General features: G+C 63.3%; 23 protein-coding genes. 12 read left to right on the forward strand and 11 right to left on the reverse strand.

Annotation, left to right across the window (positions count from 1 at the left end):
* Positions 1-196 precede the first annotated feature (196 nt).
* On the reverse strand, positions 197-1645 hold the full coding sequence (locus D0T11_RS04155; protein ID WP_119654526.1) for an aldehyde dehydrogenase family protein: 1449 nt from the start codon (positions 1643-1645) through the stop codon (positions 197-199).
* Between the two features lie 144 nt (positions 1646-1789).
* On the opposite strand from D0T11_RS04155, the gene D0T11_RS04160 reads away from it, so the two are divergent.
* Positions 1790-2245, forward strand: a complete 456-nt coding sequence (locus D0T11_RS04160; RefSeq protein WP_182888228.1) for a DinB family protein — start codon at positions 1790-1792, stop codon at positions 2243-2245.
* Positions 2246-2302: 57 nt separating this feature from the next.
* The gene (locus D0T11_RS04165; protein ID WP_147374516.1) at positions 2303-3115 is read left to right on the forward strand and encodes an MBL fold metallo-hydrolase; all 813 of its coding nucleotides are present in this window, start codon (positions 2303-2305) and stop codon (positions 3113-3115) included.
* Between the two features lie 218 nt (positions 3116-3333).
* Here the strand turns inward: D0T11_RS04165 and D0T11_RS04170 are convergent, their stop codons facing one another.
* The 3 genes from D0T11_RS04170 to D0T11_RS04180 form a co-directional block, all read right to left on the reverse strand.
* The gene (locus D0T11_RS04170; RefSeq protein ID WP_119654529.1) at positions 3334-3657 is read right to left on the reverse strand and encodes a hypothetical protein; all 324 of its coding nucleotides are present in this window, start codon (positions 3655-3657) and stop codon (positions 3334-3336) included.
* Positions 3658-4145: 488 nt separating this feature from the next.
* Positions 4146-5366 (reverse strand): tol-pal system protein YbgF, encoded by a 1221-nt coding sequence (locus D0T11_RS04175; RefSeq protein ID WP_119654530.1) that lies wholly within the window; start codon positions 5364-5366, stop codon positions 4146-4148.
* Between the two features lie 202 nt (positions 5367-5568).
* Positions 5569-5970 carry a hypothetical protein gene (locus tag D0T11_RS04180; RefSeq protein ID WP_119654531.1) on the reverse strand — a complete coding sequence of 134 codons (402 nt, stop codon included), beginning with the start codon at positions 5968-5970 and terminating at the stop codon, positions 5569-5571.
* A 140-nt stretch (positions 5971-6110) separates the two neighbouring features.
* Here D0T11_RS04180 and D0T11_RS04185 point away from each other — a divergent pair, with 140 nt between their 5' ends.
* Entirely contained in the window at positions 6111-6983 is an 873-nt protein-coding gene (locus D0T11_RS04185) for an AraC family transcriptional regulator (RefSeq protein ID WP_119654532.1), read from the forward strand.
* Positions 6984-7038: 55 nt separating this feature from the next.
* Here D0T11_RS04185 and D0T11_RS04190 read toward each other — a convergent pair whose 3' ends face one another.
* On the reverse strand, positions 7039-7941 hold the full coding sequence (locus D0T11_RS04190; protein WP_119654533.1) for a hypothetical protein: 903 nt from the start codon (positions 7939-7941) through the stop codon (positions 7039-7041).
* Positions 7942-8008: 67 nt separating this feature from the next.
* Positions 8009-8653: a T-complex 10 C-terminal domain-containing protein gene (locus D0T11_RS04195; RefSeq protein WP_119654534.1), complete on the reverse strand. Its 645-nt coding sequence runs from the start codon at positions 8651-8653 to the stop codon at positions 8009-8011.
* Positions 8654-8863: 210 nt separating this feature from the next.
* Between D0T11_RS04195 and D0T11_RS04200 the strand changes: the two genes are divergently transcribed.
* The 9 genes from D0T11_RS04200 to D0T11_RS22425 all read left to right on the forward strand — a co-directional run bounded on the left by D0T11_RS04200 (position 8864) and on the right by D0T11_RS22425 (position 18437).
* Positions 8864-9523 carry a head GIN domain-containing protein gene (locus D0T11_RS04200; protein ID WP_182888229.1) on the forward strand — a complete coding sequence of 220 codons (660 nt, stop codon included), beginning with the start codon at positions 8864-8866 and terminating at the stop codon, positions 9521-9523.
* A gap of 25 nt (positions 9524-9548) precedes the next feature.
* Positions 9549-9818 carry a hypothetical protein gene (locus tag D0T11_RS04205; RefSeq protein WP_119654536.1) on the forward strand — a complete coding sequence of 90 codons (270 nt, stop codon included), beginning with the start codon at positions 9549-9551 and terminating at the stop codon, positions 9816-9818.
* Positions 9819-9947: 129 nt separating this feature from the next.
* Positions 9948-10568 carry a pseudouridine synthase gene (locus D0T11_RS04210; protein WP_119654537.1) on the forward strand — a complete coding sequence of 207 codons (621 nt, stop codon included), beginning with the start codon at positions 9948-9950 and terminating at the stop codon, positions 10566-10568.
* A gap of 605 nt (positions 10569-11173) precedes the next feature.
* Positions 11174-11635 carry a cold-shock protein gene (locus tag D0T11_RS04215; RefSeq protein WP_119654538.1) on the forward strand — a complete coding sequence of 154 codons (462 nt, stop codon included), beginning with the start codon at positions 11174-11176 and terminating at the stop codon, positions 11633-11635.
* Between the two features lie 665 nt (positions 11636-12300).
* Entirely contained in the window at positions 12301-14583 is a 2283-nt protein-coding gene (locus D0T11_RS04220; RefSeq protein WP_119654539.1) for a GEVED domain-containing protein, read from the forward strand.
* 789 nt (positions 14584-15372) lie between these two features.
* On the forward strand, positions 15373-16104 hold the full coding sequence (locus D0T11_RS04225; protein WP_119654540.1) for a DUF6503 family protein: 732 nt from the start codon (positions 15373-15375) through the stop codon (positions 16102-16104).
* A gap of 259 nt (positions 16105-16363) precedes the next feature.
* Positions 16364-17593 carry a DUF2157 domain-containing protein gene (locus D0T11_RS04230; protein ID WP_119654541.1) on the forward strand — a complete coding sequence of 410 codons (1230 nt, stop codon included), beginning with the start codon at positions 16364-16366 and terminating at the stop codon, positions 17591-17593.
* On the forward strand, positions 17590-18174 hold the full coding sequence (locus D0T11_RS04235; RefSeq protein WP_119654542.1) for a GDYXXLXY domain-containing protein: 585 nt from the start codon (positions 17590-17592) through the stop codon (positions 18172-18174). The genes D0T11_RS04230 and D0T11_RS04235 overlap by 4 nt, the downstream gene beginning before the upstream one ends.
* Positions 18175-18284: 110 nt before the next feature.
* Positions 18285-18437 (forward strand): hypothetical protein, encoded by a 153-nt coding sequence (locus tag D0T11_RS22425; protein WP_182888230.1) that lies wholly within the window; start codon positions 18285-18287, stop codon positions 18435-18437.
* A 115-nt stretch (positions 18438-18552) separates the two neighbouring features.
* On the opposite strand, the gene D0T11_RS04240 is transcribed toward D0T11_RS22425, so the two are convergent.
* The 5 genes from D0T11_RS04240 to bshC all read right to left on the reverse strand — a co-directional run bounded on the left by D0T11_RS04240 (position 18553) and on the right by bshC (position 23333).
* Positions 18553-19074 (reverse strand): ExbD/TolR family protein, encoded by a 522-nt coding sequence (locus tag D0T11_RS04240; RefSeq protein WP_119654543.1) that lies wholly within the window; start codon positions 19072-19074, stop codon positions 18553-18555.
* Positions 19075-19151: 77 nt separating this feature from the next.
* Complete coding sequence (locus tag D0T11_RS04245; protein WP_119654544.1) at positions 19152-19733, reverse strand: 5-formyltetrahydrofolate cyclo-ligase; 582 nt, start codon at positions 19731-19733, stop codon at positions 19152-19154.
* Positions 19734-19745: 12 nt separating this feature from the next.
* On the reverse strand, positions 19746-20609 hold the full coding sequence (locus D0T11_RS04250; RefSeq protein WP_119654545.1) for a carboxypeptidase-like regulatory domain-containing protein: 864 nt from the start codon (positions 20607-20609) through the stop codon (positions 19746-19748).
* Between the two features lie 77 nt (positions 20610-20686).
* Positions 20687-21595 (reverse strand): carboxypeptidase-like regulatory domain-containing protein, encoded by a 909-nt coding sequence (locus D0T11_RS04255; protein ID WP_119654546.1) that lies wholly within the window; start codon positions 21593-21595, stop codon positions 20687-20689.
* 133 nt (positions 21596-21728) lie between these two features.
* On the reverse strand, positions 21729-23333 hold the full coding sequence (gene bshC / locus D0T11_RS04260) for a bacillithiol biosynthesis cysteine-adding enzyme BshC (RefSeq protein WP_119654547.1): 1605 nt from the start codon (positions 23331-23333) through the stop codon (positions 21729-21731).
* Positions 23334-23343 lie beyond the last annotated feature (10 nt).

Raw genomic sequence — 23343 nt, forward strand, 5'->3', positions numbered from 1 at the left:
TCCCGGTCAGCGTATTGACTGCTATTGCGCATCCTGTAGAAGCGGTCAGCGCGCTGTAGAGACGCATCCTTGCATCCCTACAGCGCGCTGACGTTGTTTAGCCGCACTTATTGAACGATACCGCGCAAGGGCTGTACTCAGAGTCCTGCTTCGGCGGAAGGCCAGTTCACTCCTCCCTTATATCACTCGTCCGCCACTAAAGCCACTTTACCAGCATGTTGATCATCTTCCGGACTTTGGGCGTGTAGGGCGGGTAGAGGGGTTTGAGGGCCGTGAGGCCGGTACGCTGCCTGAGCACCGATTTCTCGTTGCTGAAGGCCATAAAGCCCGCCTGGCCGTGGCAGCGGCCAATGCCGCTGTTGCCGAAGCCACCGAAAGGCAGGTCGGGGTGAGCCAGGTGCAGGATGGTTTCGTTCACGCAGGCCCCGCCGGCCGGAATGTTCTGGAGCAGGTAGCGCTGGTTTTCCTCATCCTGGCTGAACACGTAGAGCGCCAGCGGCTTAGGCCGCGAATTCACCTCGTCCACGGCATCCATGAGGTGGCGGAAGGTGCGCACCGGCAGTAGCGGCCCGAATATTTCCTCCTGCATCACCCGGCTGCCGGTGGGCGGGTCGAGCAGTACGGTAGGCTCGATGAAGCGGGCGGCGGCATCGGTAGCACCGCCCAGGGCTACGGCCGTGCCCTGCGCGCGGGCATCGGCCAGCAGGCCGGCCAGGCGCTCGTAGTGGTTGTCGTTGACGATGCGGGCGTAGGAGTTCGAATCGGCTACCGGCTGGCCTTCGGGCGAGTAGAAGCGGCTGATGACGCCGCGCATTTCCTCCAGCAACTGGTCGCGGGCATTTTCGTGGACCAGCACGTAATCGGGGGCCACGCAGGTCTGGCCCGCATTCACGCCTTTGCCCCAGATGATTTTCTCGGCCGCGTCGCGCAGGTCGGCGGTTTCGTCGACCACGGCGGGGCTCTTGCCGCCCAGTTCCAGCGTCACGCTGGTCAGGTGCTCGGCGGCGGCGCGCATCACCACTTTCCCCACCTGGGGGCTGCCGGTGAAGAAAATATGGTCGAAGGGCAGCTTGAGCAGCTCGGTGGCCACGTCTTTGTCGCCCTCCACTACCGTTACCTCGGCCTCATCGAAGAGTTCCCGGCACAGGCGGCTGAGCAGGGCGGCCACGATGGGCGTCATCTCGGAGGGCTTGATAATGACGGCGTTGCCGGCCGCCAGGGCCGAAATCAGCGGGTCGATGGCCAGGTAGAACGGGTAGTTCCAGGGCGCGATGATGAGGCAGACGCCCTTGGGCTCGGGCTGCACCCAGCCGCGGGTGCCCACCAGGGCCATGGGCGTGCCCACCTTGCGCGGGGCGGCCCACTGGCTGAGGTGGCGCAGCGTGTGGCGCAGTTCCGTCTGCGACGACCAGATTTCGGTAATGTCGGTTTCGGCGGCGGGCTTGCGGAAGTCGGCGTAGAGTGCTTCCTGAATGGCTTTCCGGTTTTCGGTTATCCAGGCGTCGAGCCGGCGCAGGCGGTTGGCGCGGCTGCTCACGGCCTCGCGGCGCAGGGCTTCGGCGCGGGCCTGCTGGCGGGCAAACAGGGCGGGAATGGCCGACTGCACCGGGCTTGCCGGCAATGGGGAAGTGGGGGCTGAAGACATGGAGGGGGCTAAAATGGGCGGCGCTACCGGCAGGGGAAAAAAACAGATTTCAACCGATAAGCACCCGATTCTTCCTGCATACCGCCATCTTTGCACAATAGTTCGGCCTCTTACTCAGCCCGTATGGTTTTATCCGCGCCTAGTATGCCCCAGGTTTGTCATCGGTTGCACGAATTGCTGGGGCTGCTCAACACCCGGCTGCCGCTCTTTTCGCCGGCAGAGCTAGCGGCCTTTCCCGGGCCGGGCAAATGGTCGCGCAAGCAGATTCTGGGCCATCTGATCGACTCGGCGGCCAACAACCACCAGCGTTTCATGCTGGCCCTTACCACCCCCGAGCCCCTGGTGCTGACGCCCTACGACCAGGATGCCTGGGTGCGGTGCGCCGACTATCAGCACACGCTCCCGGCCGACCTGCTCAGCCTCTGGACCACCTACAACCGCCAGCTCATCCGCCTGATCGAGCAGATTCCGCTGACGGCCCACGCCCACCGCTGCACCTACGGAAACGGCTACGAGGTAACCCTGCGCTGGCTGATTGAGGACTACGCCGTGCATCTGGAACACCACGTGCAGCAGATTCTGGGCCGGACCCCGCAGTAAGCCAGGCACTTTTTTGCGGGTAGCCAACGTTAGCGGGACTTGTCTTTTTCCCTTTCGATGCGCCAATCCTCTTTCTCTGCTTGTTCCAACCGGTTGCTGGCCGTTTTTCTATTGCTGCTCACCAGTTTGCTGCCCGTAGCGGGCCGGGCGGGTAGTGCGCCGGGGCTGCCCCCGTTGCGGGTGCGCCCCATTGCCCCAGGGGTGTTCGTGCCCACCGTGTATGGCCGCCCCCGGGGTTCGGCCGGGCCGGTAGCCAGCAACGGCCTGCTGGTGCGCACCAGCCAGGGCATTCTGCTCGTTGATACCGCCTGGGACCCCGACCAGACCCGCCAGCTCCTGCAATGGGTAGCCGACAGCCTCCACGAGCGGGTGCGGCTGGCCATCATCACGCAGGCCGCCACGGCCCGGCCCGGCGGGCTGGCCGTATTGCGCAGCCAGCACATCCGGGTGTACAGCAGCCCGGCCACGGCGGCGCGCTGGCACCAGCAATATCCGCAGCAGCTGGCTCCCACGGCGGCGCTCAAGCCCTGTACCCTCATCCGGGCCGGGCGCACGCGACTGGAGCTGTTCTTCCCCGGCCCTGGCCAAACCCCCGACAATGTGGTGGCCTGGCTGCCGCGCCACCGCATCCTGTTCGGGGGCGCACTGGTCCGGCCCCAGGCCGCTACCGGGCKGGGGCCGGGGCCGGAAGCCAACCTCAAGCAGTGGCCCGGCAGCCTGCGCGCCATGCAGCGGCGCTACGCCAAAGCCCGGGTGGTGGTGCCCGCCCACGGCCTCAGCGGCGACCTGAGGCTCCTCACCCACACCCAGGATTTGCTGCGCAAGGAGGCCCGCCGGCAACCTCAGACGGCGCTGAGCGGCCAACCGTAGTTCCCGTTTCTGCCAGCGGGGTTGCGGGGTTGCGGGGTTGCGGGGCACTGGGCTAGACCCGAACCTTGTTTCCGGCGGTATTTTCTCCGTCCGCCACCAGAGGCGGGCACGCTCAAACTTCCGCACTCCCACGCCATGCCTGGTTCCAAAGCCCACCGGCCGCCGAACTGGTTGTTGGCGTCGTTTTCAACGAGCCGCAATAGGGCGGGCGGCCCTGGTTACTGCGCCCGATTCGTCCGGCTCCACCGCAGCCGCTGGCCCCGCAGCATGGTCGGACCGTGCCAGTGGCGCGACCAGTCCGGCTCACTGGTGGGCAGTTCGGCATCGGTAACCCAGTCGAGGGCAGCGGGCAATTCCGAGAAATACTGGATTTCGTAGGGCAGCACCTGGGTGGCCGAAGCCCAGAGCAGGCCTTCTATCACGCGCATATTGTAACTGTCGGCGGGCAGCAGCAGGGCCAGGCGCCGGATGCCCGAATCACGCAGGCGCGGAATCCAGGAGGCCTTTATCCACTGCTCTACTTCCGGGCTCATGGGGGGCATTCCCCGCAGATTCAGCAGCAGTTGCCGCGCCGCATATCGTTTAATTATCCTCGGTAAATACGCCAGCACCGGAACCAGCTGAGTGCTGCTTTCTATTTCGCGCCGCCAGACGCGCAGTAATTTCAGGGGCCGATGATAGGATGTGATAAGGCGGGGCAGCGGGAATGAGCTCATGGGGCAGGTGGCACGCGGGCAGGTGGCACGCGGGCCGGTTCAACAGCCTGCTTCCGGCAAGAAGAAAGAATAATAAATTGACTGCTAACAAGATACAATCGCAGTCAATTAAACTGTCTCCACTACCCAACGACGGGTACCGCCTACCGCATTTGCTGCCTTCTCCACAGTTGGTACTCTTTCAATACGAAAGCTTTGGCGGTTACCGTTTGCCCCCAGCTACCAAATCAGCGGTTTTTACGGCGAACCAACCGCATTAAAAGGCAAAGCGCGGGGTTTGCCCTGCCAAGCCAGGTACCTGCCGGGTTGCCCCGCTACTTGCGTACTTTCTTCAGGTAGGCTTTGGCCTCGTTGAAGGCGTCGGACTTACGCTCGGCCTTGTCCTGCACTTCCCCGTAATAGCGGGCGGCGGTGGCCACGTCCTTGTTTTTATCGGCAATACGGGCCAGGTTGAGCACGGAATACAGGTAGAAGCCCTGCTTGGTGTCGCCGGTACTCTCCGAAAACACCACGCAGCGCTGGTAGTATTCCCGGGCTTTGTCGAGGTCCTTGTATTGATTCTGCATCAGACTACCCAGAAAGAAGGTCGCGTACCGGCCACTGATGGCCTCATAGCTCGGCAGCCCCCGGTTGATCTTATCCAGAATGTCCCGACTCGCCCGCTCACACTCCGCCGACTCGCCGGCCTGGTAGCTCATCAGGGCATAAAATCGCTGCAAATAGCCATTGTCGGGATACTTGCGGGTCATGGCCTGGGCCAGCGGAAAGGCTTCTACGGGGTTGTTCTCCTCGTTGTAGAGAATTTTCATCAGGAACACTTTGGCTTCCGGGGCCGTGTAGAAGCCATTGGCCGCCACGTTGCGCAACTGATTCAGCCCCAGTTTTTTATTGCCTTTCGGGAAGAAAATAAGCACAGGTCTGAGCAGCGGGTAGTTGTCGGAAATCCAGGGCGCGTAGTAGTTGATGAGGGCCTGGCCGAACAAAAATTCCGGACTCAGCCCGTTGGCTTCCTGGCTCTTGTTGAGGTAGCGCAGGGCATTTTTGCTGGCGAAGGTGGCCTTGCTCCAGTTGTGGCGCTCGGCATTGAGCCGGGCCGAGAAGCCGTACGCGGCCGACAGGAAGAAGCTGGCCTCGTAGTTCTGATTATCGGCCTTATAAAGCCGTTCGCCTTTGGTAATTGCCGTGTCCATGTAGGCCAGAAACACCTTGTCGTACTGCTCGCTGGTGATGTTGCTGGGCATTATTTTCCACCACGTAGTCAGGCCCAGCAGAAAGTAGGGCATGGGGTGGTTGGGGTAGCGGCGGCGCAGGCTGCGAAACTGTCGCTCGGCCTTGTCGTGCTTGAAGTTGTAGATGTTATACACCGCCCCTTCCAGCTCCGTCTGAATGTCCTTGTCGAGCAGCAGCCAGCCGGAAATATCCACGGCGGCCGGTGCTACATCCACGTTGGAGAGTTGAATTTGGGTAGTATCGGGCTGTTGGGCCTGCGCTCCAAGGGAGAACAGCATCAGAAAGCCGAGCAGAAAAAAGCGCATAGAGTACAACTTGTAACCCCCTAAGTAAGAACAAAAGGGCGGGAAAGAGCCCTTGCATACGTAGCGCAACAAAAAAAAGAGGCTGAAGCTCCCACAGCCTCAACCTCTTTTGCGTTTACCGACCACCAAAAGCAGCCGGGAAACGGCCAGCGGCTAAAATTCCCACCCAAAGCCGCTGGATGTCTGTTTCGGGCTACGCGCCTTAGCGGGCCGCACCGGGCTGGCGGCGAAGCCAGCGGTACCCATTGTACTGCCCGGGAGTAAGCACCCGCGCCAGTTCTTCTTCGTAGTTTTTTTCGGCCCGCAACGCGGCCGGGCTGGGCAGCAGCCGCCCCGGCTCAGCGGCGGCCACCAGGCCCGGGCGCTCATTGGTTTCGCCGAGGCTGGCCAGCTGGGCCAGATAGGTGCGGGTACTACGCGCCACCTCTTTGTGCTGCCGGCGCGAAAGGTTCAGGGACCGGGCCAGGTAACGGGCCAGGCGGGTACTGCGAACCGCCACCGATTCGGGGCTGACGGCGGCGGGTTGGGCCTGCGAAACCTGCGCGCCTACGAGCAGCAGCACGAACAGCGTCAGGGCCAGCAAGTAAGGATAAAGCGTTTTCATCTGAGCGAAGGAGTTACAGTGAGTCAAAGGTCCGCATCAGGTACGCGGATTGCTACTGCTTGGTTCGCCTTTTTTGGTGCCCGATTGACCAAATGTATTAACTTCACGTTCCCACTCCGCCATTGAGGCACCATTGCGCCGTGAAATTACAGTTCGAACCCATCCACCCCACCGTCGACAGCTCCTTTACGCTGCTCCACTACACCGAAGTCAGCAAGGCCGAGCTGCTCTGGCACTACCACCCTGAGTACGAGCTGGTTTATATTCCCCGGGGCCACGGCCGCCGCCATATCGGGCAGCACATTTCCCGCTTCGAGGACGGCGAGCTGGTGCTCATCGGCCCCGACCTGCCCCACCTGACGTTCAGTTACGGCCAGCCGGTGGGCACGCCCTTCGAGGAGATTGTGGTGCAGCTGCGGGGCGATTTTCTGGGTACCGACTTCTGGGACAAGCCCGAGCTGGCCGCCATCCGGCAGCTGCTGGCCCGCTCCCACGAGGGCCTCTCGTTCGGGGGCACAACCCGCACGGCGGTGGGGCCGGCATTGCGCCAGCTCCTGACGGCCCCGCCCTTTATGCGACTGCTGCTGCTGCTGCAAGTATTGCAGGAGCTGGCCCAATCGCCCGGCACCGATTGCCAGCCCCTGCACGCGGGCACCGGCGGCCAGGGCCTGAGCGGCAAGGAGCAGCAGCGCCTGAGCCGGGTGTATCAGTTTGTGGAGCAGCACTACCAGCGCGCCAGCCTCTCGGTGCAGGAGGTGGCCGATGTGGCGTATTTGTCGGTGCCCGCGTTCTGCCGCTACTTCAAGAAGATGACCCGCCACACGCTCACCGATTTCTTGCAGGAATACCGCGTGGGCCAGGCCTGCCGGTTGCTGCTCGACGACGATCTGGCCGTGACGGAAGTCTGCTACGCCTGCGGCTTCAACAACCTTTCGCACTTCAACAAAACCTTCCGCAAGTTCACCGGCCAAAGCCCCACCGAGTACCGCCGCCAGCGTCTGAGCGTGGGGTGAGAAATGAGAAATGGTACGGGAGCGGGAAAATGATGGGCTTTCGGGGCTGCCTGACCTAACGGCAGCGGAACAACCACCGGCTCACTGGTATCTGCGAAGCTACATGCTGGCTTTTCTTTCCTCCCTCTTTCTCGGGCTGACGCTGCTCGGGCAGCTTGCCACGGCCGCCCCGGAGCCGCCGCTCATCCTGCGGCCCATGAGGCCCGATTTCGGCCCCACCCTGTTTCGGGTGGCGGTCGTGCGCGACGCGCAGCCCGGGCATCTGCCGGCCGCCAGGTGGGCGCTGCCCAGGGGCTGGGCGTAATCGGCCGAAACCGAGCGCACCGACGTTGCGGGCCGGGGAGTTGTCGCGCAGTTGGTCGGCGGGGCCGGTTTCCTGTAGGTTGCCGTCGAGGGCCTGGGTGGTGTAGTCGTTGCGCCAGTTTTTGCGGTAGGCCAAGTAGTCGGCGTTCAGGCTCAGGGTGCGGCCGGCGGTATCGAGCTTCGTTTTGTAGTATACGTTCACCGAAGGGCTCAGAAACTGCGCCGCGCCCTCGGTAGTCACCTGCGAGGCCGCGAGCAGCACGTTGTTGCTGAGACGGGCCAGATTCTGGAGGTCCCGGTCGCGGTTGCTGAACGCGCCTTTGAGCAGAACCCCGGCCGAGCTGTTTTTGCTCAGCGCGTAGCCGAAGCGCAGCTTAGCAGAGTTGTTCTGAGCATGGCGCACTTCGCGGCCGCTTTCCCGGAGTTCTACTCCTTCCCCCCACGCCACGAACGGCACTGGTGGTGCTGTACACCTGGTTTTCCTGGCGGTCGAGGCTACCGAACACATTGAGAGCGGCGGTACGGTGGTTGAGGTTGAGGCCGGCGTTGTAGCGCCCGTACTGTCCGGCCCCGCACCCAGCGTAGCGACGCCGTTGGTGCCCAGCTTGCGGCCCTTGGCCGTGATGATGTTGATAATGGCTTCCCCGCCGGGCATCTAAAACGCGGAAAGCCCCCGCACCAGACCGGCGCGGGGGCTTTTATGCTTGAGGAGCAGCCGCTGCTTAGCGCTTCACCTTCACTTCGCCGTCGTCGGCGTCGCGCTTCACTTTAGTGCCGTTCGGGTACTGCACTTTGGTGTCGCCGTCCTTGTCGATTTTCACCACCTTACCGTTCGAGTACGTGATTTTCACGTCACCGTCGCGCTGCTTGTCGTACTCCACTACCCGCGGGCCACGGGGGCGGGCCGGGGCGGCCACAACTACCGGCTCGGCTACTACCACCGTGGCGGTATAGGGCGTGCCTTCGTAGTACGTCCCACGGTTGGAGGTGTAAGTGTTGTACCGCTCGTCGTCGTTAAGCACCTTTTTCACCGCGTTGTCGGTTTCGTCGTTCACGGCCCGCAGGGCGGCGTAGCGGCCTACCGTATCGGTGGCGTAGCGGCGGTTGAGCTCACTCAGGCGGCGGCCCCGGTCGTAGTACGTGCGGCCGATGGTGGATACCACCGTCGTGTCGTTGAGGTCGAGGTCGTTGGCTACGCGGGTTATCACGCGGTCGGCGTCGCTGCGGTAGCTCATGTCGTCATTCATCACAACGGCCGTATCGGCCGAGGGTGTGGTGGCCGCCTCCATGGCGGCTTGCTTGTCCTGGGTGCAGGAAACGACGGCCAGACTGGCGGCGGCGGAGAGCAGAAGAAGAGACTTAGTCATGGGAAAGAGGCAAATTGAACAGAAATAGCCCGGCCGCATATAGGCCCGCAACTATAATGAAGGCTGATACGGCCCCGCTCGCCCCCGGGTTGTACCCGCTGGCCCAGCCTGAACCTGTAAAATTTCCGGCGTTCCGGGCAACGGCCGATGCCCCGCCCGCATCTGCTGCTCCAACCGCCGTATTCTTCCACCCTTCTACCTGCCTGCGTTATGCGTACCGATTCCTTTCTCCGTGCCGGGGCCGCCGTGACCCTCTTCAGCCTGTTCACCCTCAGCGCCGGCCACGCCCAGCAACGGCGCAGCGTGGGTAATTTCGACAAACTCAAAGCCAGCGGAGCCTGCGACGTAGTGCTCGTGCAGGGTGCTACTACGGAGGTAAAAGTGGTAACCGACGGTGAGTTGGAGCGCTACATTAAAACGGAGGTTCAGAACGGTACGCTCACCATCTACCGCGACAAGGATGCCCCCTCCAGCTGGTTCGGCACCCACAAGGTAACCGTGTACGTGACCTGCCCGCGCCTGAGTGGCATCGAAACCAGCGGGGCCTGCGACATCAAGAGCACCTCCACTTTCGAGGCCGACAACTTTACCATTAAAGCCAGCGGTGCTTCCGACGTGACGCTGGGCCTGAACACCCGCTTGCTGACGGTAACGGCCAGCGGGGCCTCCGATGTGGAGCTGCGCGGCCGCGCCGACCGCCAGCAGGTGCGCCTGAGCGGCAGCAGCGACTACAAGGCCACCAACCTGCAAAGCCAGCAGGCCGATGTGCAGGCCAGCGGCTCCTCCGACGCCTACGTTTCGGCCGCCCAACTCACGTCCCACGCCTCGGGGGCCAGCGACATCTACAACCGGGGCAGGGCCCAACGGTAAGCGCGCGGACCCGCAGTAGGCCATTTTGGCAACTCGCAACGGCTGGCAACTACGCCTCCGCCCGCGCCGCCAGGCTACTGCGCAACACCGGCCTTCCCGGCAAAACTATTTTTTTTACGGTGGCCAGCACCACCGTAACCCGCGCTACCTGGCCCGCCACCCCGGCTTCTCCCTGCCTACCGTTGAAGAAGACATTGAAGACCCGGGCAGGCCGGTGGAAGGCAACGCCAGCCGCAGCCGGGGCCAGCAGTACCGGCTCACTCGCCACGGATTCAGGCTGCTCAGTAAACTGTAGCCTTAAGCGGCCGGCAACCCGTAACCCCGGCGCGGAAGTAGCTGCGGGGGCTTCCGGTTTATAAAAACCACTCATTGAGCGCTGAGGCTCCGTAGCGGTGCCCGGCTCGGCGGCGTACCTTTGCCGGCCATGAGTGAATCCCGCCACTTTCTGCTCCACAAGCCCTTCGGCTACCTCAGCCAGTTCCGCAGCGAAGATGCCCGGGAGGCCCGCAAAAAGAAGTTTCTGGGTGCGCTTCACGATTTCCCGGCTGGCACCATGGCCATCGGCCGCCTCGACGAACACAGCGAAGGGCTGCTGTTGCTGACCACCGACGGCCGGGTGAGTGAGCGGATTCGCCGCAAGGATGTGGAGAAGGAATACTACGCCCAGGTCGATGGTCTGATAACCGAGGAAGCCGTGGCCCAGCTGCAAACCGGCGTCGCTATTGGCGTGGACGGGGGTATCTACCGGACCCTGCCCTGCGCCGCCTTCCGCCTGCCCGCCCCACCCGACTTGCCGCCCCGCACCCGTAAAATCCGCGACGACCGGCACGGGCCTACCAGCTGGGTGAGCATCACGGTAACGGAGGGCAAAAACCGGCAGGTCCGCAAAATGACGGCCGCCGTCGGCTTCCCCACGCTGCGCCTGGTGCGGGTGCGTATCGGCACCATCGGGCTGGCCGGGCTGGTCGCCGGTGAGGTGCGCGAAGTAGCGGCCCTGCTGACGCCCGACGTGGCAGCCGTGGCCCTGGCCACCGAAATCCGATAGCCCCCGGAGCAGGCCCACTACACCCGGTGGGTTGCTTGCCGCAATGTTATGTCTGTCAGGCCCGTTGTGGTGCGCACCACTCCCGACCGCTGCCGGCCCGAAAACCCCGAACACCCGACCAGCGTCCGGCGCAGCGACCCGGATAATTCGCGCCGCCCGCAGGCGGCATTTTCGTTCGCTGGTTTGGGCGGCGGCGGGCCGGTTGCAGTTGGGGCTGCGGGGGCCTACGAGGCCGCTGACGGGGGCCAGCGGGCCGTTGGTGGGGCCTGTTTCCGCCCCCGTCGAGTGGGCCGGATTTCTGCGCTTGCCCGCTTCCATTTGCAGAAATTTAAGAGTAACTTTACCACTTTCGCTACTTCGGGTGCCCGCCGCGTTGCATTTTTTCGCTTTCTCAACGGCGCACCTGCTATCAACCGATCCGGGAACCCCTCCCACTGGCCCCGGCGGCTCCCCGCCTTGGTCCGGCCCCCGGGTTATTCCACCGACTCCTGGAGTCGTATATAGGAACTTTGCTAGATTCTGAGCCGTTCTGGATCAGATAAAGAAGCTTTACACTTTTGATTTCGCTTTGCGGAGCGAACCTTAAAACCAATCAAACACACCATATGGGTAGATCACAGGCCACCTTCGGCAAAAGGGAAAACGAGAAGAAACGACTGAAGAAGCGCCAGGAGAAGGCGGAGAAGAAGGAGGAGCGCCAGGCCAACTCCAGCAAAGGACAGGGTCTCGATGAGATGCTGGCCTACGTGGACGAGAACGGCAACATCGTGGATACTCCCCCGGATCCGACCAAAAAGAAGAAGGAGATTCCCCTGGAAAGCATCCGCATCGGTGCCATCCGTCAGGAAGATATGGAGGAGGAAGATCCGGTTCGTACCGGCTCGGTAACTTTCTTCAACGACTCCAAGGGCTACGGCTTCATCAAAGACTCGGCTACTCAGCAGAGCGTGTTCGTGCACGCCAACAGCCTGGGCGGCATCACTATCAAGGAAAACGACAAAGTTTCCTACGAGGTGGAAATGGGTCAGAAAGGCCCCAGCGCCTTTAACGTGAAGCTGACCAGCTAGCGTTACTTTTCTGATATACGACGCAGCCAGGCGGCTGAAGCTCTTGCAGCTTCAGCCGCTTTTTGGTTGTGGGCTGGCGGGGTCAGCAGAGGCGAGAGGCCGCAAACCGGGATGGTCGTTTGGCCCCATAGTTACCCGTTTCAGATTGCGTGTAAGTGCCGGACGGGCGAAGTGGCGGAAAACGCTTTTTCAGGATCCAGCCGGAGAGCCTTTGCGGGTGGCTGAGGCCCGGAAACGGGCGTGAGCATCGGGCGAGTAGTGCGTCCGGTTCTGGTACCAGCAGGGCTTCGGCGCGAGGAAGGGGCCTGAAAAAAGGTTGGCATTTACGAGAAGCAACTATGGGGGGATTAACAGGATTTTGGCCTTTCCAATTCTACTTCCCTTTCTCTTTTGCCCGACTTGGCGGTTGGGTTGGCGGGACTGAGCCGGATATCATAACTGGTGCTGGAGGCTGCAAAACGACTTTATGAGTCGATGCACCTGGGGGCTAATCTGGGCTGATGCGCTCCTGAAGGGTGTCAATAATCTGGCAGTCAATCGTATATATATAATACACAATAATTGCACATTACCCATGTAATGATACATTTACCAGAAATCAGGGAAACATCATCCACCCTTTTCCCTACTGCTGCTCTCCTTTTCTTTTCCACAACCCCACTACCATGAACAAACTTTATGCGTGCGGGCTCGGTGCGGCCCTGCTGCTCGGCCCGTCGGCCACCTTCGCCCAGAACCGGCCCGCTGGCCCGGTGTACCAGTTGGGCAGCGCCCGGAGCCTGGTGCAACAGCTCGAAACCCAGGTGGCCGCCGACCTGGCCCAGCGCCAGCCCAAACCCCGGGTAACGCTGCGCGTAGCGGCCGACAAAACCTTCACCGGCCAGGTGAATTACCGCGAAGACCTGGCCTCGGCCGGGGAGTACCTGGTGGGCGAGCTGGCCGGCGTACCCGGCTCCTCGTTTTTCGTGCGCGTCGAAGGTGACCAGGTGGAGGGCAACATTGTGCTGCGCGCTACCAAGCGGGCCTACCGCTACTCCGCCGATGCCCGGGGCAACGCCCAGGTGCAGGAAATGGACATTAACCAGGTCATCTGCATCGACTACGACCAACCCCTGGGCTACCAGGCACCCACCCCGGCACCCGCCAACCGCGCCGCCGCCGCGGCGGCCGTAGTGTCGTTGCAGAGCCTGCCCGGGGCCAGAGGCTGCCTCTACATCGACCTCGACGGCGAGTACGTGTCGGGGACGCCCTGGAACAACGGCAACCCGATTGACGCCGCGCCCTCGGGTATTGAGAACGACGCCGTTAAAGTACAGGCCTTCTGGGAGCTGGTGAGCGAGGATTTCCGCCCCTTCGACATGAACGTGACCACCGACCTGGCCGTGTTCAACTCCTACCCCAAGAACATGCGCATGCGCTGCATCGTGACGCCCACCAACACGGCCGCGCCCGGGGCCGGTGGGGTGGCCTACGTGACCTCGTTCCGGGGCAACAACGACACGCCCTGCTGGGTGTTCATGAGCGACCCCAAATCGGGCGGGGAAGCTACCTCGCACGAAATCGGCCACACCCTGGGCCTGAGCCACGACGGCCGCAGCACCCCCAGTGAGGGCTACTACCAGGGCCAGGGCTCGTGGGCTCCGATCATGGGCGTGGGCTACTACAAGCCGGTTACGCAGTGGAGCAAGGGCGAATACGCCCAGGCCAACCAGACCCAGGACGATCTGGCCATCATCGCCAGCACCACCTACAACGTGGGCTACCGCGCCGACGACCACGGCAACTCCACCACCGCCGCCACGGTGCTGGCCCGCAGCGGCACCAGCCTGAGCGGCAACGGCATCGTGGAGCGGACCGCCGACCAGGATTACTTCAGCTTTACCACCAGCGGCGGGGCCGTGAGCATCGCCGTGAATACGGTGGCCCGCTACGGCAACCTCAACGTGCTGGTTCGCCTGCTCGACAGCAACGGGGCCGTGCTGGGTACCTACGACACGCCCGGGGGCGATAAGCTCAACGCCACCGTCAGCACCACCCTGCCCGCCGGCACCTTCTACCTCCAGGTGAGCGGCACTGGCTCGGGCAACCCCCTCACCGACGGCTACTCTGACTACGCCTCCATTGGCTCGTTCACGATTACCGGTACGGCCCCCGTCGGCGGCACTCCGCCGCCCCCACCCACTCCGCCCACCCCGCCTACTCCGCCGGCCCCCGTTACCTACTGCGCCAGTAAAGGCAACAACGTGAGCTACGAGTGGATTGATCTGGTCCGTTTGGGCAGCATCAACCGCACTTCGGGGGCCGATGGCGGCTACTACGACGGTACGGCCCTGACCACCGACCTCACGGCCGGCTCGGCGCAAACCATCAGCATCTCGGCGGGCTTCCGCTCCACGGCTTACACGGAAAACTGGCGCGTGTACATCGACTACAACCAGGACGGCGACTTCACCGATGCCGGCGAAACGGTGGTGTCGGGGGCCTCGTCGAGCAGCGCTACTTTGTCGGCTACCTTCACCGTACCGGCTTCGGCCAAGAGCGGCAAAACCCGCCTGCGGGTAACCATGAGCGACAATGCGGCGACCACCAGCTGCAACAGCTTCACCTACGGCGAAACCGAGGACTACTCAGTCACCATCATCGACGGCGCCAGCCAGCCGGCCGGTACCGAGGTGTACGCAGCGGCCCGGATTGCCACCGCCGCCGACGCTGGCTTCGAGAAAGCCGTGACGCTGTATCCGAACCCAGCCGCCAGCGTGCTCCACATCGTGCTGGCCGGGAAGGCGCCGGTAGTAGCGGCTACGGTTACCGATTTGCGAGGCGCCAAAGTGGCCAACGCCCGCTTCGAGAACGGCCAGCTGAACGTGACCAATCTGGCGAGTGGCGTTTACCTGCTCACCGTCAGCGACGGGCAGAAGACCTTCCACGAGCGGTTCGTGAAGCAGTAGTGGTGTTGAGCGGCCAGCCATTAGCTGGTAGCCGGCCATTCGCTTTTATCAGAGAGAAGGCCCGCCAATGAGCGGGCCTTCTCTTTGGGCCTGGAAAGCAGGGGGCGGGCTCCCGTATCGTTCGGCTGCTTTCACAACCGATTGGCCGGGCGAAACCAACCGGCCTCTCCCGGCTACCTGAGCTAACCGCTTCTGTTACGTGAAGAGGCGCCCCCCGCCCAAGGCCCGATTTGCGGAGTTGCGCTCCGCACGGCGCGGCTTCCGGTTCCAAGTACGCGGCAAACACTGCCGCAGTGGGTTCGCGGAGCAGTAGCCGGGGTGTGAGTTTCGCCGGAGATGAGGCGACGGAAGAGGTAGGTTATTATTTTACTCCAAAAGAATAACCTACCTCTTCCGTTGCTTATTTTCTGTTTTCCACACCATCGGCTACGCTCACCGAAGCAGGAAAACCGCCGCCCCGGCATCAGTAGCAACCCCACGACCAGCGCTGCCCGCAGAGCCACCGAACCGGCCGCCGCCTAGCCATATTGGTGTGCCCGGGGTGTCATTCAGCGCAGCGCGAAGAATGGCGCTCGAACTTGTTAGAACAATCGTCGAAATGAGTTCACGCCAGATTCGTCGCGCCGCGCTGAATGACATTTCACCTACCAGCTTATCCGGTCAAGTTCACCGACGGCCCGGGGGCGGTTAGCCGGTAGCGCCTATCTTTAGCTTGCCCCGGGCCGGGGATGGCACCCGGCTTGCTGGTCGCCGGTGCTGCGCCGGTGGGTTCATTTTCCCCCTGCTTCCATGCCCACTCTGTTTCTGCTCGTGGCCCTGTTCTTTGGTTCAGCCGCCCGGCTTCCGGCCCCAACGGGCTCCGAGCTCATCCGCCAAAGTATTGCCTGGCACGACCCGCAGGGCCAATGGGCCACGCTACGAACCCGGCTGCACTTCCGCTCCACCAACGCCGCCGGCACCGTCAGTACCTTTGCGGTGGAGCTTGACAACCGAACCGGCTACTTCTGCTACATCAGCCACCGCGAGGACCACGAAATCATCAAGGCCGTGGTGGCGGGCCGGGAGGTGCTGCTGCTCGATGGGCGGGCCGAGCTGAGCGAAGCCGAGCGCAAGCAGTACCGCCTTGGGGCCGGCATGGGCCAGACCATGCGCAACTACTACACCTACCTCTACGGCCTGCCCATGAAGCTCCAGGACGCCGGTACGCTGGTAACGCCCGAAACCAAAGCCCAGACCCTGCTCGGCCAGGAGTACCTCACCGCTGAGGTCCGCTACGACCCGGCCGTGGGCACCGACAGCTGGACGTTCTACTTCGACCCCACCAGCGCGGCCCTCCAGGCGTATCGTTTCACCCACAACCGCACCCCCAACGACGGGGAGTACATCCTGCTCCGCGACGTGCTGACGGTGGACGGCATCCGCCTGCCGAAGGAGCGCAAATGGTACCTCAACCAGGATAATGCCTTCCTGGCCACTGATCTGCTGGAAAGCGCCGAGCCCCTCACCAAACCCCGGCTATAACGCCTGCTCCGGCTCCGGCACCTCACTGTTGATGCTTACTGCCATGGCCACTACTTTCTCACCCCGGCGTAGGCGGATGCTCAGCCTGCTATAGCGCCTGCCCGCGGCAGGCCCCTGACGCTGCTGCTTTTCCGTACCAGCCCTTGCCTTCTGCCCCGGCCAGACGGTGCTGCTGGGCCGGTTCTCTGGCTGGGGTGCTGGGCCTGTTCTCGCCCCTCTTGCGCTGATTGCTATATTCTCTCCGTAAGTTGCTGCCCTTATGAGTCGAAAGCTACTGGAAACCGACGGGCTGGAATGGGTGCAGCGGGGTGTCATCAGCGAGGCGCAGCGGGAGCAGCTCCTCACCCTCTACCCCATCGATGGCGCGGCCATCGGGCTGCTGCCATTATTGGGGAGTTTGCTGGTGGGCCTGAGCGCGCTGAGCGTGGTGGCGGCGAACTGGCAGGGCCTCCCCGAACTGGTGCGCCTGGGGCTGCTGTTGGGCGCGCTGCTGGCTGCTTACGCGGGCGGCGAGTACTTCCGGCGGCGCGGCAACCTGAGCCTGGGCATGGGCCTGGTGGCCCTGGGCCTGATCCTGTTCGGGGCCAGCATTGTGCTTACCAGTCAGCTCTACCAGCTTATTGGGTACGACCTGACCGGCTTGCTGGCCTGGGCCGTGGCGGGCATGGGCCTCACGTGGCTCTACCGCAGCCGGCTGCTGTTTCTGCTCACGGCCATTATCAGCGGCGTCGTGCAGGGCTACAACACCGGGCAGCTGGGCGCGTTCAGCTACCTCACGGCCATCGGCACGGCCCTGGGGTTGGGCTACTACTGGTGGCGGCGGCCCGATGCGCTGCTGGGCGGGGTGCTGGCCGGCGGGCTGCTCTGGCAGGCGGGGTTGCTCATCAACCACCTGCACGTTAAAATCACCTGGTTCTTCATTCCCGCCATGCTCGTGTACGCCCTCGGCGACTGGCAGGCCGACCGGCCCGCCGGCCGGGCGTTGCAGGGGCCGCCACTGGGCGCAGCTTTTCTGTTTACGCTCGGGCTGGCGCTGTTTGGCGAGTCGGATTTCTACGCCGGCCAGCTCCGGGCGCCGCTGGTGCCCTACCTGGCGGCGCTGGGGGCCGTGCTGGCGGTTTCGTTGGTGGGCAAGCAGCGCCGGGGCCGCCTGGGCAGCGCCACCGACTGGCTGCTGCTGCTGCCGGGCTTCTACTTTACGGGCGGGCTGCCGCTGGCCGTGGCTACGCTGGTGGTGCTGTATGCCTACTCGGGCAGCGTGCTGGTGCGCGCCCACCAGGAGCACAACCCCGACCGCGTGACGCTGGGCACCGTGCTGTTCGTGCTCACGACGGCCGTGGCCTACTTCAAGTTGACGTGGGGTTTTCTGGATAAGTCGTTGTTTTTCCTGCTGGGCGGTTTGCTGCTGCTGGGCCTGAGCTGGTGGCTGCGCCGCCGCGCCGCCCGCACCCTGGCCGCTACCGCCGCGCCCGTCATTTCCCAGCCATGAGCCTCTCCGCGCCCGATTCCGTTGCTACCGCGCCGCTGGCCGGGGCTACCCCGGCTACCCCGGGCTTACCTGCCCGGCACCGCCGCTGGCTGATCTGGCTGGTGGCGGCCCAGGTGCTGTTCGTGCTGGGCGTAGCCGTGGCCGGCTACGCCACGGCCGCCCTGGGCCGCACCATCACGCTGCAAACCGAGCCCGTCGACCCGCGCGATTTGCTCTACGGCGACTACCTGCGCCTGCGCTACCAGATCAGCGAGCTGCCGGGCAGCCTGTGGCGCGGCTCCGCAACACCCCGGCGCAAGCAGGCCGCCTACGTGCTGCTGGAGCCCCGCTCTTCCGGCGACTTCGAGGCCACGGGCGTGTACGCGGAGCCTCCCATTACCACCGGGCAGCAGGCCGTGTTGCGCGGTTCGGTGCAGGATGTGTGGCGGCGCGGCCTGCGCCTGCGCTACGGCCTGGAGCGCTACTACGTGTCCGATGCTATGAGCCGCCACCTGCGGCAGCGCCGCCGCCTGCGCGTCACCATCAGCATCGCGCCCTGGGGCCAGGCCCGCATCACGCAGGTAGATACTCTGCGGCAATAAACTACGGGGATAGAAGATCATTTTTTCCCGGCTTTCTTCTATATTGCATCGCCCTATCTACTGCTTACCAGCCTATTGCATGTTGTTTTATCTTCTACCCTTTCTGCTGTATGAAACACAGTCTCGCCTCCCTTGCCCAGGTACTAGCGGCCCAGCGCCGCGCTTTTCAGCCCGTTACCAAACGCAGTAAGGCCGCCGAACGGCGCGCCGCCAACCATACGCCGCCCCAACCTGATCCGCTGGGCGGCCCGGCCCAGAAATAAATCCATCCGGCCCTAAAAAACATCATCCTGAAGGTGCAAAAGTGATTTTGCTCCCTTAGGATGATGTTTGCTTTATCAGACCTAAGCTATATACCAGGTCCGCATCTGCCAGAATTCAGCGCGGCCGGGGGCATAGCAGTGCCTTTTCGGCCTCACTGACTTCGACCAGGGCATAGCGCCTCTGGTCGGTTACTTTCATCTCGTCCAGGGCATCAACCAGGCTCCGGTAGTTGGCCGCGTCGGTGGGTTTGAGCAGAACCATGCCGCACGGCCCTCCCTCTGCCCGAAACCCGAGCAATACTTGCCGCAGCCCGCTGGGACTGAGATCGGTCTGATGCAAACCGGGCAGATCGGCGTTTGAGAGCATCCCCCAGTAATACCATACCTGGTGGTTGGGGCCGAGGAGCACCGTCAGCACGCTGGTACCGCACCCGCAGTCCGACTGCTCAAACAGCGCATCCGGTGGCGGCTTCACCGGCATCGACAGTTGCATGACCGTGGGCCGGCTAAAGGAGGAGGCCATCAGAAAAAAACAGACTAGCAGAAAGCCCACGCCGGCCATCGGCGTCATATCAAGCGGCCGCAATTTCCGGCGGGGCGGTCGGCGGGCGGAGGCGGGGGCAGGAAGTTTCTGCATGGGTTGAATATAGCGGTTTTGGCTGGTCGGACAGACTATTCCGGGGCCGGTTTCCGGCAAAGGTTCGCGGAGCCGTCTTATGCTTCAAACCGCCACACCCGCTCCGGCGTGAGGCAGGCGTGCAGGCGCACGTCACCGGCCCAGGCGTCGGCAATGCGGGGCACCGGCGGCTCCAGGCTCACGCCAATGCGCAGGGTTTCAGGCCGGCATTGGGCCAGAAACTGGTCGTAGAAACCTTTGCCGTAGCCCACGCGGTGCCCGGTTTCGTCGAAGGCCAGCAGTGGCACCAGCACGGCATCGAAAGCCTCGGGCGATACCTCCAGGGCATCGGGGGCGGGCTCCGGGATGTTCCAGCGGTTGGGCGTCAGCGGGGTTTCGGGGCCGAGACGAAAGTGGCGGAGCGTATGGCCGTCGGGCTGCACCACGGGCACGGCCAGTTGCAGGTTCGGATACTGCGCCCACAACTGGCGGATGAGCGGCCAGGTATCGGGCTCGTGCTGGCGGGCAATCGGCAGAAACAGGTGCAGCCCGCGCCACGCCGCCACCGGGAACCCGGCTAGTAGTTGCGGCCACAATGTGGCGCAGCGGCGGGCTACTTCCACTTCCGGCAGGGCGCGGCGGCGGGCCAGAGCGGCGCGGCGCAGGTCGGCTTTGGTCATGGCAAGTTGGCGTTAATCCTGCACCGTGACGAAGAAGCTGGCACGGGGCTGCATACCCGCCAGGTACCCCCCAACCGACTGCCGCTCCCAGGTTCCCTGACTGGTTTTGCGGATGTAGAGTTCATTATTGGTGTAGCCGGCCCCGGCGAAAAAGGCCAGCTGGTTGCTTACCACCGGGGCATCCGCACCCCCAATCCACTCCAGGGCCAGGAAAAAATCTTCTTCCAGTACCAGTTGGTCGGACGTCAGGTCCACGGTAATCGGGCCTTTGGTCACGCTGCTGGTCACGATGATATCCCGCTGCACCAGCTTCTGCGAGGAGGGCCGGCCATTGGGCAGCAGTCGGTACAGGTTCACCCGGTACGTGAGCGCGCCGGCCCGGTTGTAGGCCACGTTGAAGTTGGCATTGAGTACTTTGGTGGGCTTGTGTTTCAGGCTGATAACCGTGCCGATTTCCGCCCCCAGGTCGCTGGCCAACAGCGTGATTGTACCATTGGATTCGTTGGCGACACCCAGCGTGCGGGTACGCCGAAACAGCCCCTTGGCTTTCACCGTCACGCCGCGCAGGGCCACCGCGTCTTCGGTGAGCAGCACATTGGGCTGGGCCTGCAACACCTGCCCCGTGAGGCGGCGCGGCCGAAACCCCATACTCGAAACGCGCACCGTGTCGGTGGGGGCCACCCCGTGCAAGCGGTAGTACCCCCGCTCATCCGATACGGTACCCACGGCCTTGCCCGGCACGCCAATGTTCACAAACGGCACCGGCTCCTGAGTCCCCGCTTTCGTGATAACGCCGCTAATAACCTGGGCGCGGGCCGTTGCGCCGAGCACCGTCAACAGCATAAAGAGCGAGATGGAGAAGCGTAATAGCCGCATAGGTCTGGTGAATTGGGAAGCAAATGCGGGTAAGATACCAGCCAGCCCCCAACCGTTGGCTGGGCAGACGTTTATTATCAATCCAGCGCCGTTACGTAGAAGCCCAGCTTGGGCTGCATACCGGCCAGCAGTACGCCCACCGACGCTTTTTTCCAGGTATCCTGGCTGCTTTTGCGGAAGTACATGGGGCCGTTGCCGTAGCCAATGGCGCTGGGGAAGGTCAGGTTATTGCTTACCTGCTCCACATTGCCCCCGCCAATCCATTCCAGCGTCAGCAGAAAATCCTCGTCCACCACTAGCCGGTCGTCCTCCAGGGCTACGGTCAGCGGCGCGTTAGTATCCGTCCGGTTGGCCGTCGTCACCAGCAGGTTGCGGGTGAGCAGCTTCTCGTCCGAGGGTTTGCCGTTGGGCAGCAGCCGGTACAGGTTCACCCGAAAGCGCAGGGTATCGGGCTGGCGGTAGATGACGTTGAAGTGAGCCTTGAGCACTTTGGTGGGCGCGTGTTTGAGCAAGACGACCATGCCCATTTCGGCCCCTAAATGTTCCGCTTGCAGCTTAAAAACAATACTTTCCGAGTTCTTGGTATTGCCCAGCGTGCGGTTGCGCTTGTACAGGCCTGGCGCCTGCACCCGCACATCGGCCAGCCCCACGGCAACGGGGATGAGCACCACAGCCGGGTGGGTCAATAGTTCCTGCAGCAGCCGGCTTTGCGGCTCGTAGCCGAGGCTCGAAATACGCACCGTATCGGTGAGGTTGGCGGCGGTGTAGGTGAGCTGGTAAGCGCCGTGCTCATCGGCCACGGTACCCACGCTTTTGCCGGGAATGCCCAGGTTAGCATAGGGTACCGGCCCGGCGGCGGGGCCACCCGTAATGGTCCCGGTCAGGGTCTGGGCGTGGGTGGTGAAGGTCAGCAGCAGTAGCGGCAGCAAGGCGGAGCGAAGCAAGCGCAGGCAGCGGCTCGGGGAAACAGTAGCACGAAAAAGCATCTGGCAGGAATAAAGGATTACTCCTGCCAGAGACTTGCCAACTACCAGCGGTTGTCTCGCTAATACAAAAGACTAGAGCCAACCCACTAAACACCTGGTGGAAAGCGAACAACTATCAGCTGATAGCTAACAGCTAAAAGCCAATCTGTTCCTCTTCCAGCAGCGTGAACTCCAAGGCCAGCGGGTCGAAGGCGTCGAGGAGCTGGGTGATGAAATCGGGGTTGTTGATGAGGATGTTGAGCACGTTGTCGGAGCGCTCCTGGAGGCCGCCGCCGGGCAGCAGTTTGCCCAGCAGGCCGTCGAGCTGCTGGTAGGCGGTTTCGTGCTTGGCTTCGGCGGCTTTGCTGAGGCGTTTTTCCAGGTTGCCGAGGATGCCGCTGGCCTTCTGCTGCTCGGCGGCCACGGCCTTTACCAGCGAGGGGTCGAGGCGCTGGGCCAGGGCGGCCACGGCCTCGAAGGCGGCGGCCAGCTGCTGCTGCTGCGCGCTCAGGTCCACTTCCTCCTGGCCCAGGTGGGCCGCCAGCTGCTGCTTAAGGGCCGGCAGCTTCGCGAATACGGCCGTGCTGTCCAGCCCCAGCTTGCGCAGCTTACCGGCGTTGGCCTTGCTGATGAACTGGGCCGAATTGCGCAGCAGCACCATGGGGAAAGGCACGCCGTTCTGCTCAAACACGCCTTTCAGCTGGAACCAGTAGGCCACCTCGGCCCCGCCCCCGATGTAGCACAGGTTGGGCAGCAGCAGCTCCTGGTACAAGGGCCGCAGCACCACGTTGGGGCTGAACTGCTCGGGGTGCGCGGCGGCCAGCGCCAGCAACTCGGGCCGCCCCAGCGCTTTGGCCGCGCCATCCACGGTCAGCGTGACCGAGTCGTTGGTCTGGTCGTACTCCAACCGTTCGCGCTGGCCTTCGGCCGTGATGAAGAACAGGTTGAAGGGCCGGGCGTACACCTGGGGCTTGTAGCCGGCAGCTTCCAGGCGGGCGTCGGCGGCCTGCACGGCCTGGTAGGAGGCCTGCTCGCCCAACTCGCGTTCCAGCACCGGGGCCAGGGCCTGCTTCAGTTCCGGCACGTCGGCATCCAGGCTCACCAGCCCGTACTCGCCAAACAGGCTCATGGCCAGCCGGTGGGTGGCTTCGGCCAGCGTAGCCGATTGCGCGTAGGCCTCCCGGAACAGAGCCGGTACGTCGGCCGGTAGCTGGTCGAGTACCTGCTCGGCCAGCCCATCCAGGTTCATGCGGCCCACGGGCTGGCCGGTTTCGGCCGCGTTCCACTCGTAGGTCTTGCCGAAGAGGCTGAAATGGTTGATTTCGGCGAAGTCGTGGTCCTCCGTAGCCAGCCAGTACACCGGCACGAAATCGTACTGCGGGTACGCTTCCTTGAGTTGCCGGGCCAGCTTGATGGCCGATACTATCTTGTAGATGAAGTACAGCGGGCCGGTAAACAGGTTGAGCTGGTGGCCGGTGGTTACGGTGAAGGTGGTGTCCTTGGCCAGCAGCGCCAGGTTGGCCTGCACGGCCGCTGGGGCTTTAGGCAGACCGGCGTATTGCTGTTGCAGGGCCGCTACCAGCCGCTGCCGGGCCTCGGGCGCGTAGGCCACCTGCTTCTCCTCTATCTGCTCCGCAAAAGCCGACAGCTCCGGGAAACGGTGGTAGAAGGGCTGCAAAGCCTCTTTGCGGGCCAGATAATCAACCAGCAAAGAAGAAAACGCGCCGGTTTCGGCGTAAGGAAGCGTAGTTACGGTCATGGACGGAAGG

This window comes from Hymenobacter rubripertinctus, assembly GCF_003583925.1.
Lineage (GTDB): Bacteria > Bacteroidota > Bacteroidia > Cytophagales > Hymenobacteraceae > Hymenobacter > Hymenobacter rubripertinctus.

What these genes read in the sequence shown, in the direction of transcription:
- D0T11_RS04155 (WP_119654526.1), bottom strand. Translation starts at nt 1,645, where the DNA reads ATGTCTTCAGCCCCCACTTCCCCATTGCCGGCAAGCCCGGTGCAGTCG.
- D0T11_RS04160 (WP_182888228.1), top strand. Translation starts at nt 1,790, where the DNA reads ATGCCCCAGGTTTGTCATCGGTTGCACGAATTGCTGGGGCTGCTCAAC.
- D0T11_RS04170 (WP_119654529.1), bottom strand. Translation starts at nt 3,657, where the DNA reads ATGCCCCCCATGAGCCCGGAAGTAGAGCAGTGGATAAAGGCCTCCTGG.
- D0T11_RS04175 (WP_119654530.1), bottom strand. Translation starts at nt 5,366, where the DNA reads ATGCGCTTTTTTCTGCTCGGCTTTCTGATGCTGTTCTCCCTTGGAGCG.
- D0T11_RS04180 (WP_119654531.1), bottom strand. Translation starts at nt 5,970, where the DNA reads ATGAAAACGCTTTATCCTTACTTGCTGGCCCTGACGCTGTTCGTGCTG.
- D0T11_RS04190 (WP_119654533.1), bottom strand. Translation starts at nt 7,941, where the DNA reads ATGCCCGGCGGGGAAGCCATTATCAACATCATCACGGCCAAGGGCCGC.
- D0T11_RS04195 (WP_119654534.1), bottom strand. Translation starts at nt 8,653, where the DNA reads ATGACTAAGTCTCTTCTTCTGCTCTCCGCCGCCGCCAGTCTGGCCGTC.
- D0T11_RS04200 (WP_182888229.1), top strand. Translation starts at nt 8,864, where the DNA reads ATGCGTACCGATTCCTTTCTCCGTGCCGGGGCCGCCGTGACCCTCTTC.
- D0T11_RS04210 (WP_119654537.1), top strand. Translation starts at nt 9,948, where the DNA reads ATGAGTGAATCCCGCCACTTTCTGCTCCACAAGCCCTTCGGCTACCTC.
- D0T11_RS04215 (WP_119654538.1), top strand. Translation starts at nt 11,174, where the DNA reads ATGGGTAGATCACAGGCCACCTTCGGCAAAAGGGAAAACGAGAAGAAA.
- D0T11_RS04220 (WP_119654539.1), top strand. Translation starts at nt 12,301, where the DNA reads ATGAACAAACTTTATGCGTGCGGGCTCGGTGCGGCCCTGCTGCTCGGC.
- D0T11_RS04225 (WP_119654540.1), top strand. Translation starts at nt 15,373, where the DNA reads ATGCCCACTCTGTTTCTGCTCGTGGCCCTGTTCTTTGGTTCAGCCGCC.
- D0T11_RS04230 (WP_119654541.1), top strand. Translation starts at nt 16,364, where the DNA reads ATGAGTCGAAAGCTACTGGAAACCGACGGGCTGGAATGGGTGCAGCGG.
- D0T11_RS04235 (WP_119654542.1), top strand. Translation starts at nt 17,590, where the DNA reads ATGAGCCTCTCCGCGCCCGATTCCGTTGCTACCGCGCCGCTGGCCGGG.
- D0T11_RS22425 (WP_182888230.1), top strand. Translation starts at nt 18,285, where the DNA reads ATGAAACACAGTCTCGCCTCCCTTGCCCAGGTACTAGCGGCCCAGCGC.
- D0T11_RS04240 (WP_119654543.1), bottom strand. Translation starts at nt 19,074, where the DNA reads ATGCAGAAACTTCCTGCCCCCGCCTCCGCCCGCCGACCGCCCCGCCGG.
- D0T11_RS04245 (WP_119654544.1), bottom strand. Translation starts at nt 19,733, where the DNA reads ATGACCAAAGCCGACCTGCGCCGCGCCGCTCTGGCCCGCCGCCGCGCC.
- D0T11_RS04250 (WP_119654545.1), bottom strand. Translation starts at nt 20,609, where the DNA reads ATGCGGCTATTACGCTTCTCCATCTCGCTCTTTATGCTGTTGACGGTG.
- D0T11_RS04255 (WP_119654546.1), bottom strand. Translation starts at nt 21,595, where the DNA reads ATGCTTTTTCGTGCTACTGTTTCCCCGAGCCGCTGCCTGCGCTTGCTT.
- bshC (WP_119654547.1), bottom strand. Translation starts at nt 23,333, where the DNA reads ATGACCGTAACTACGCTTCCTTACGCCGAAACCGGCGCGTTTTCTTCT.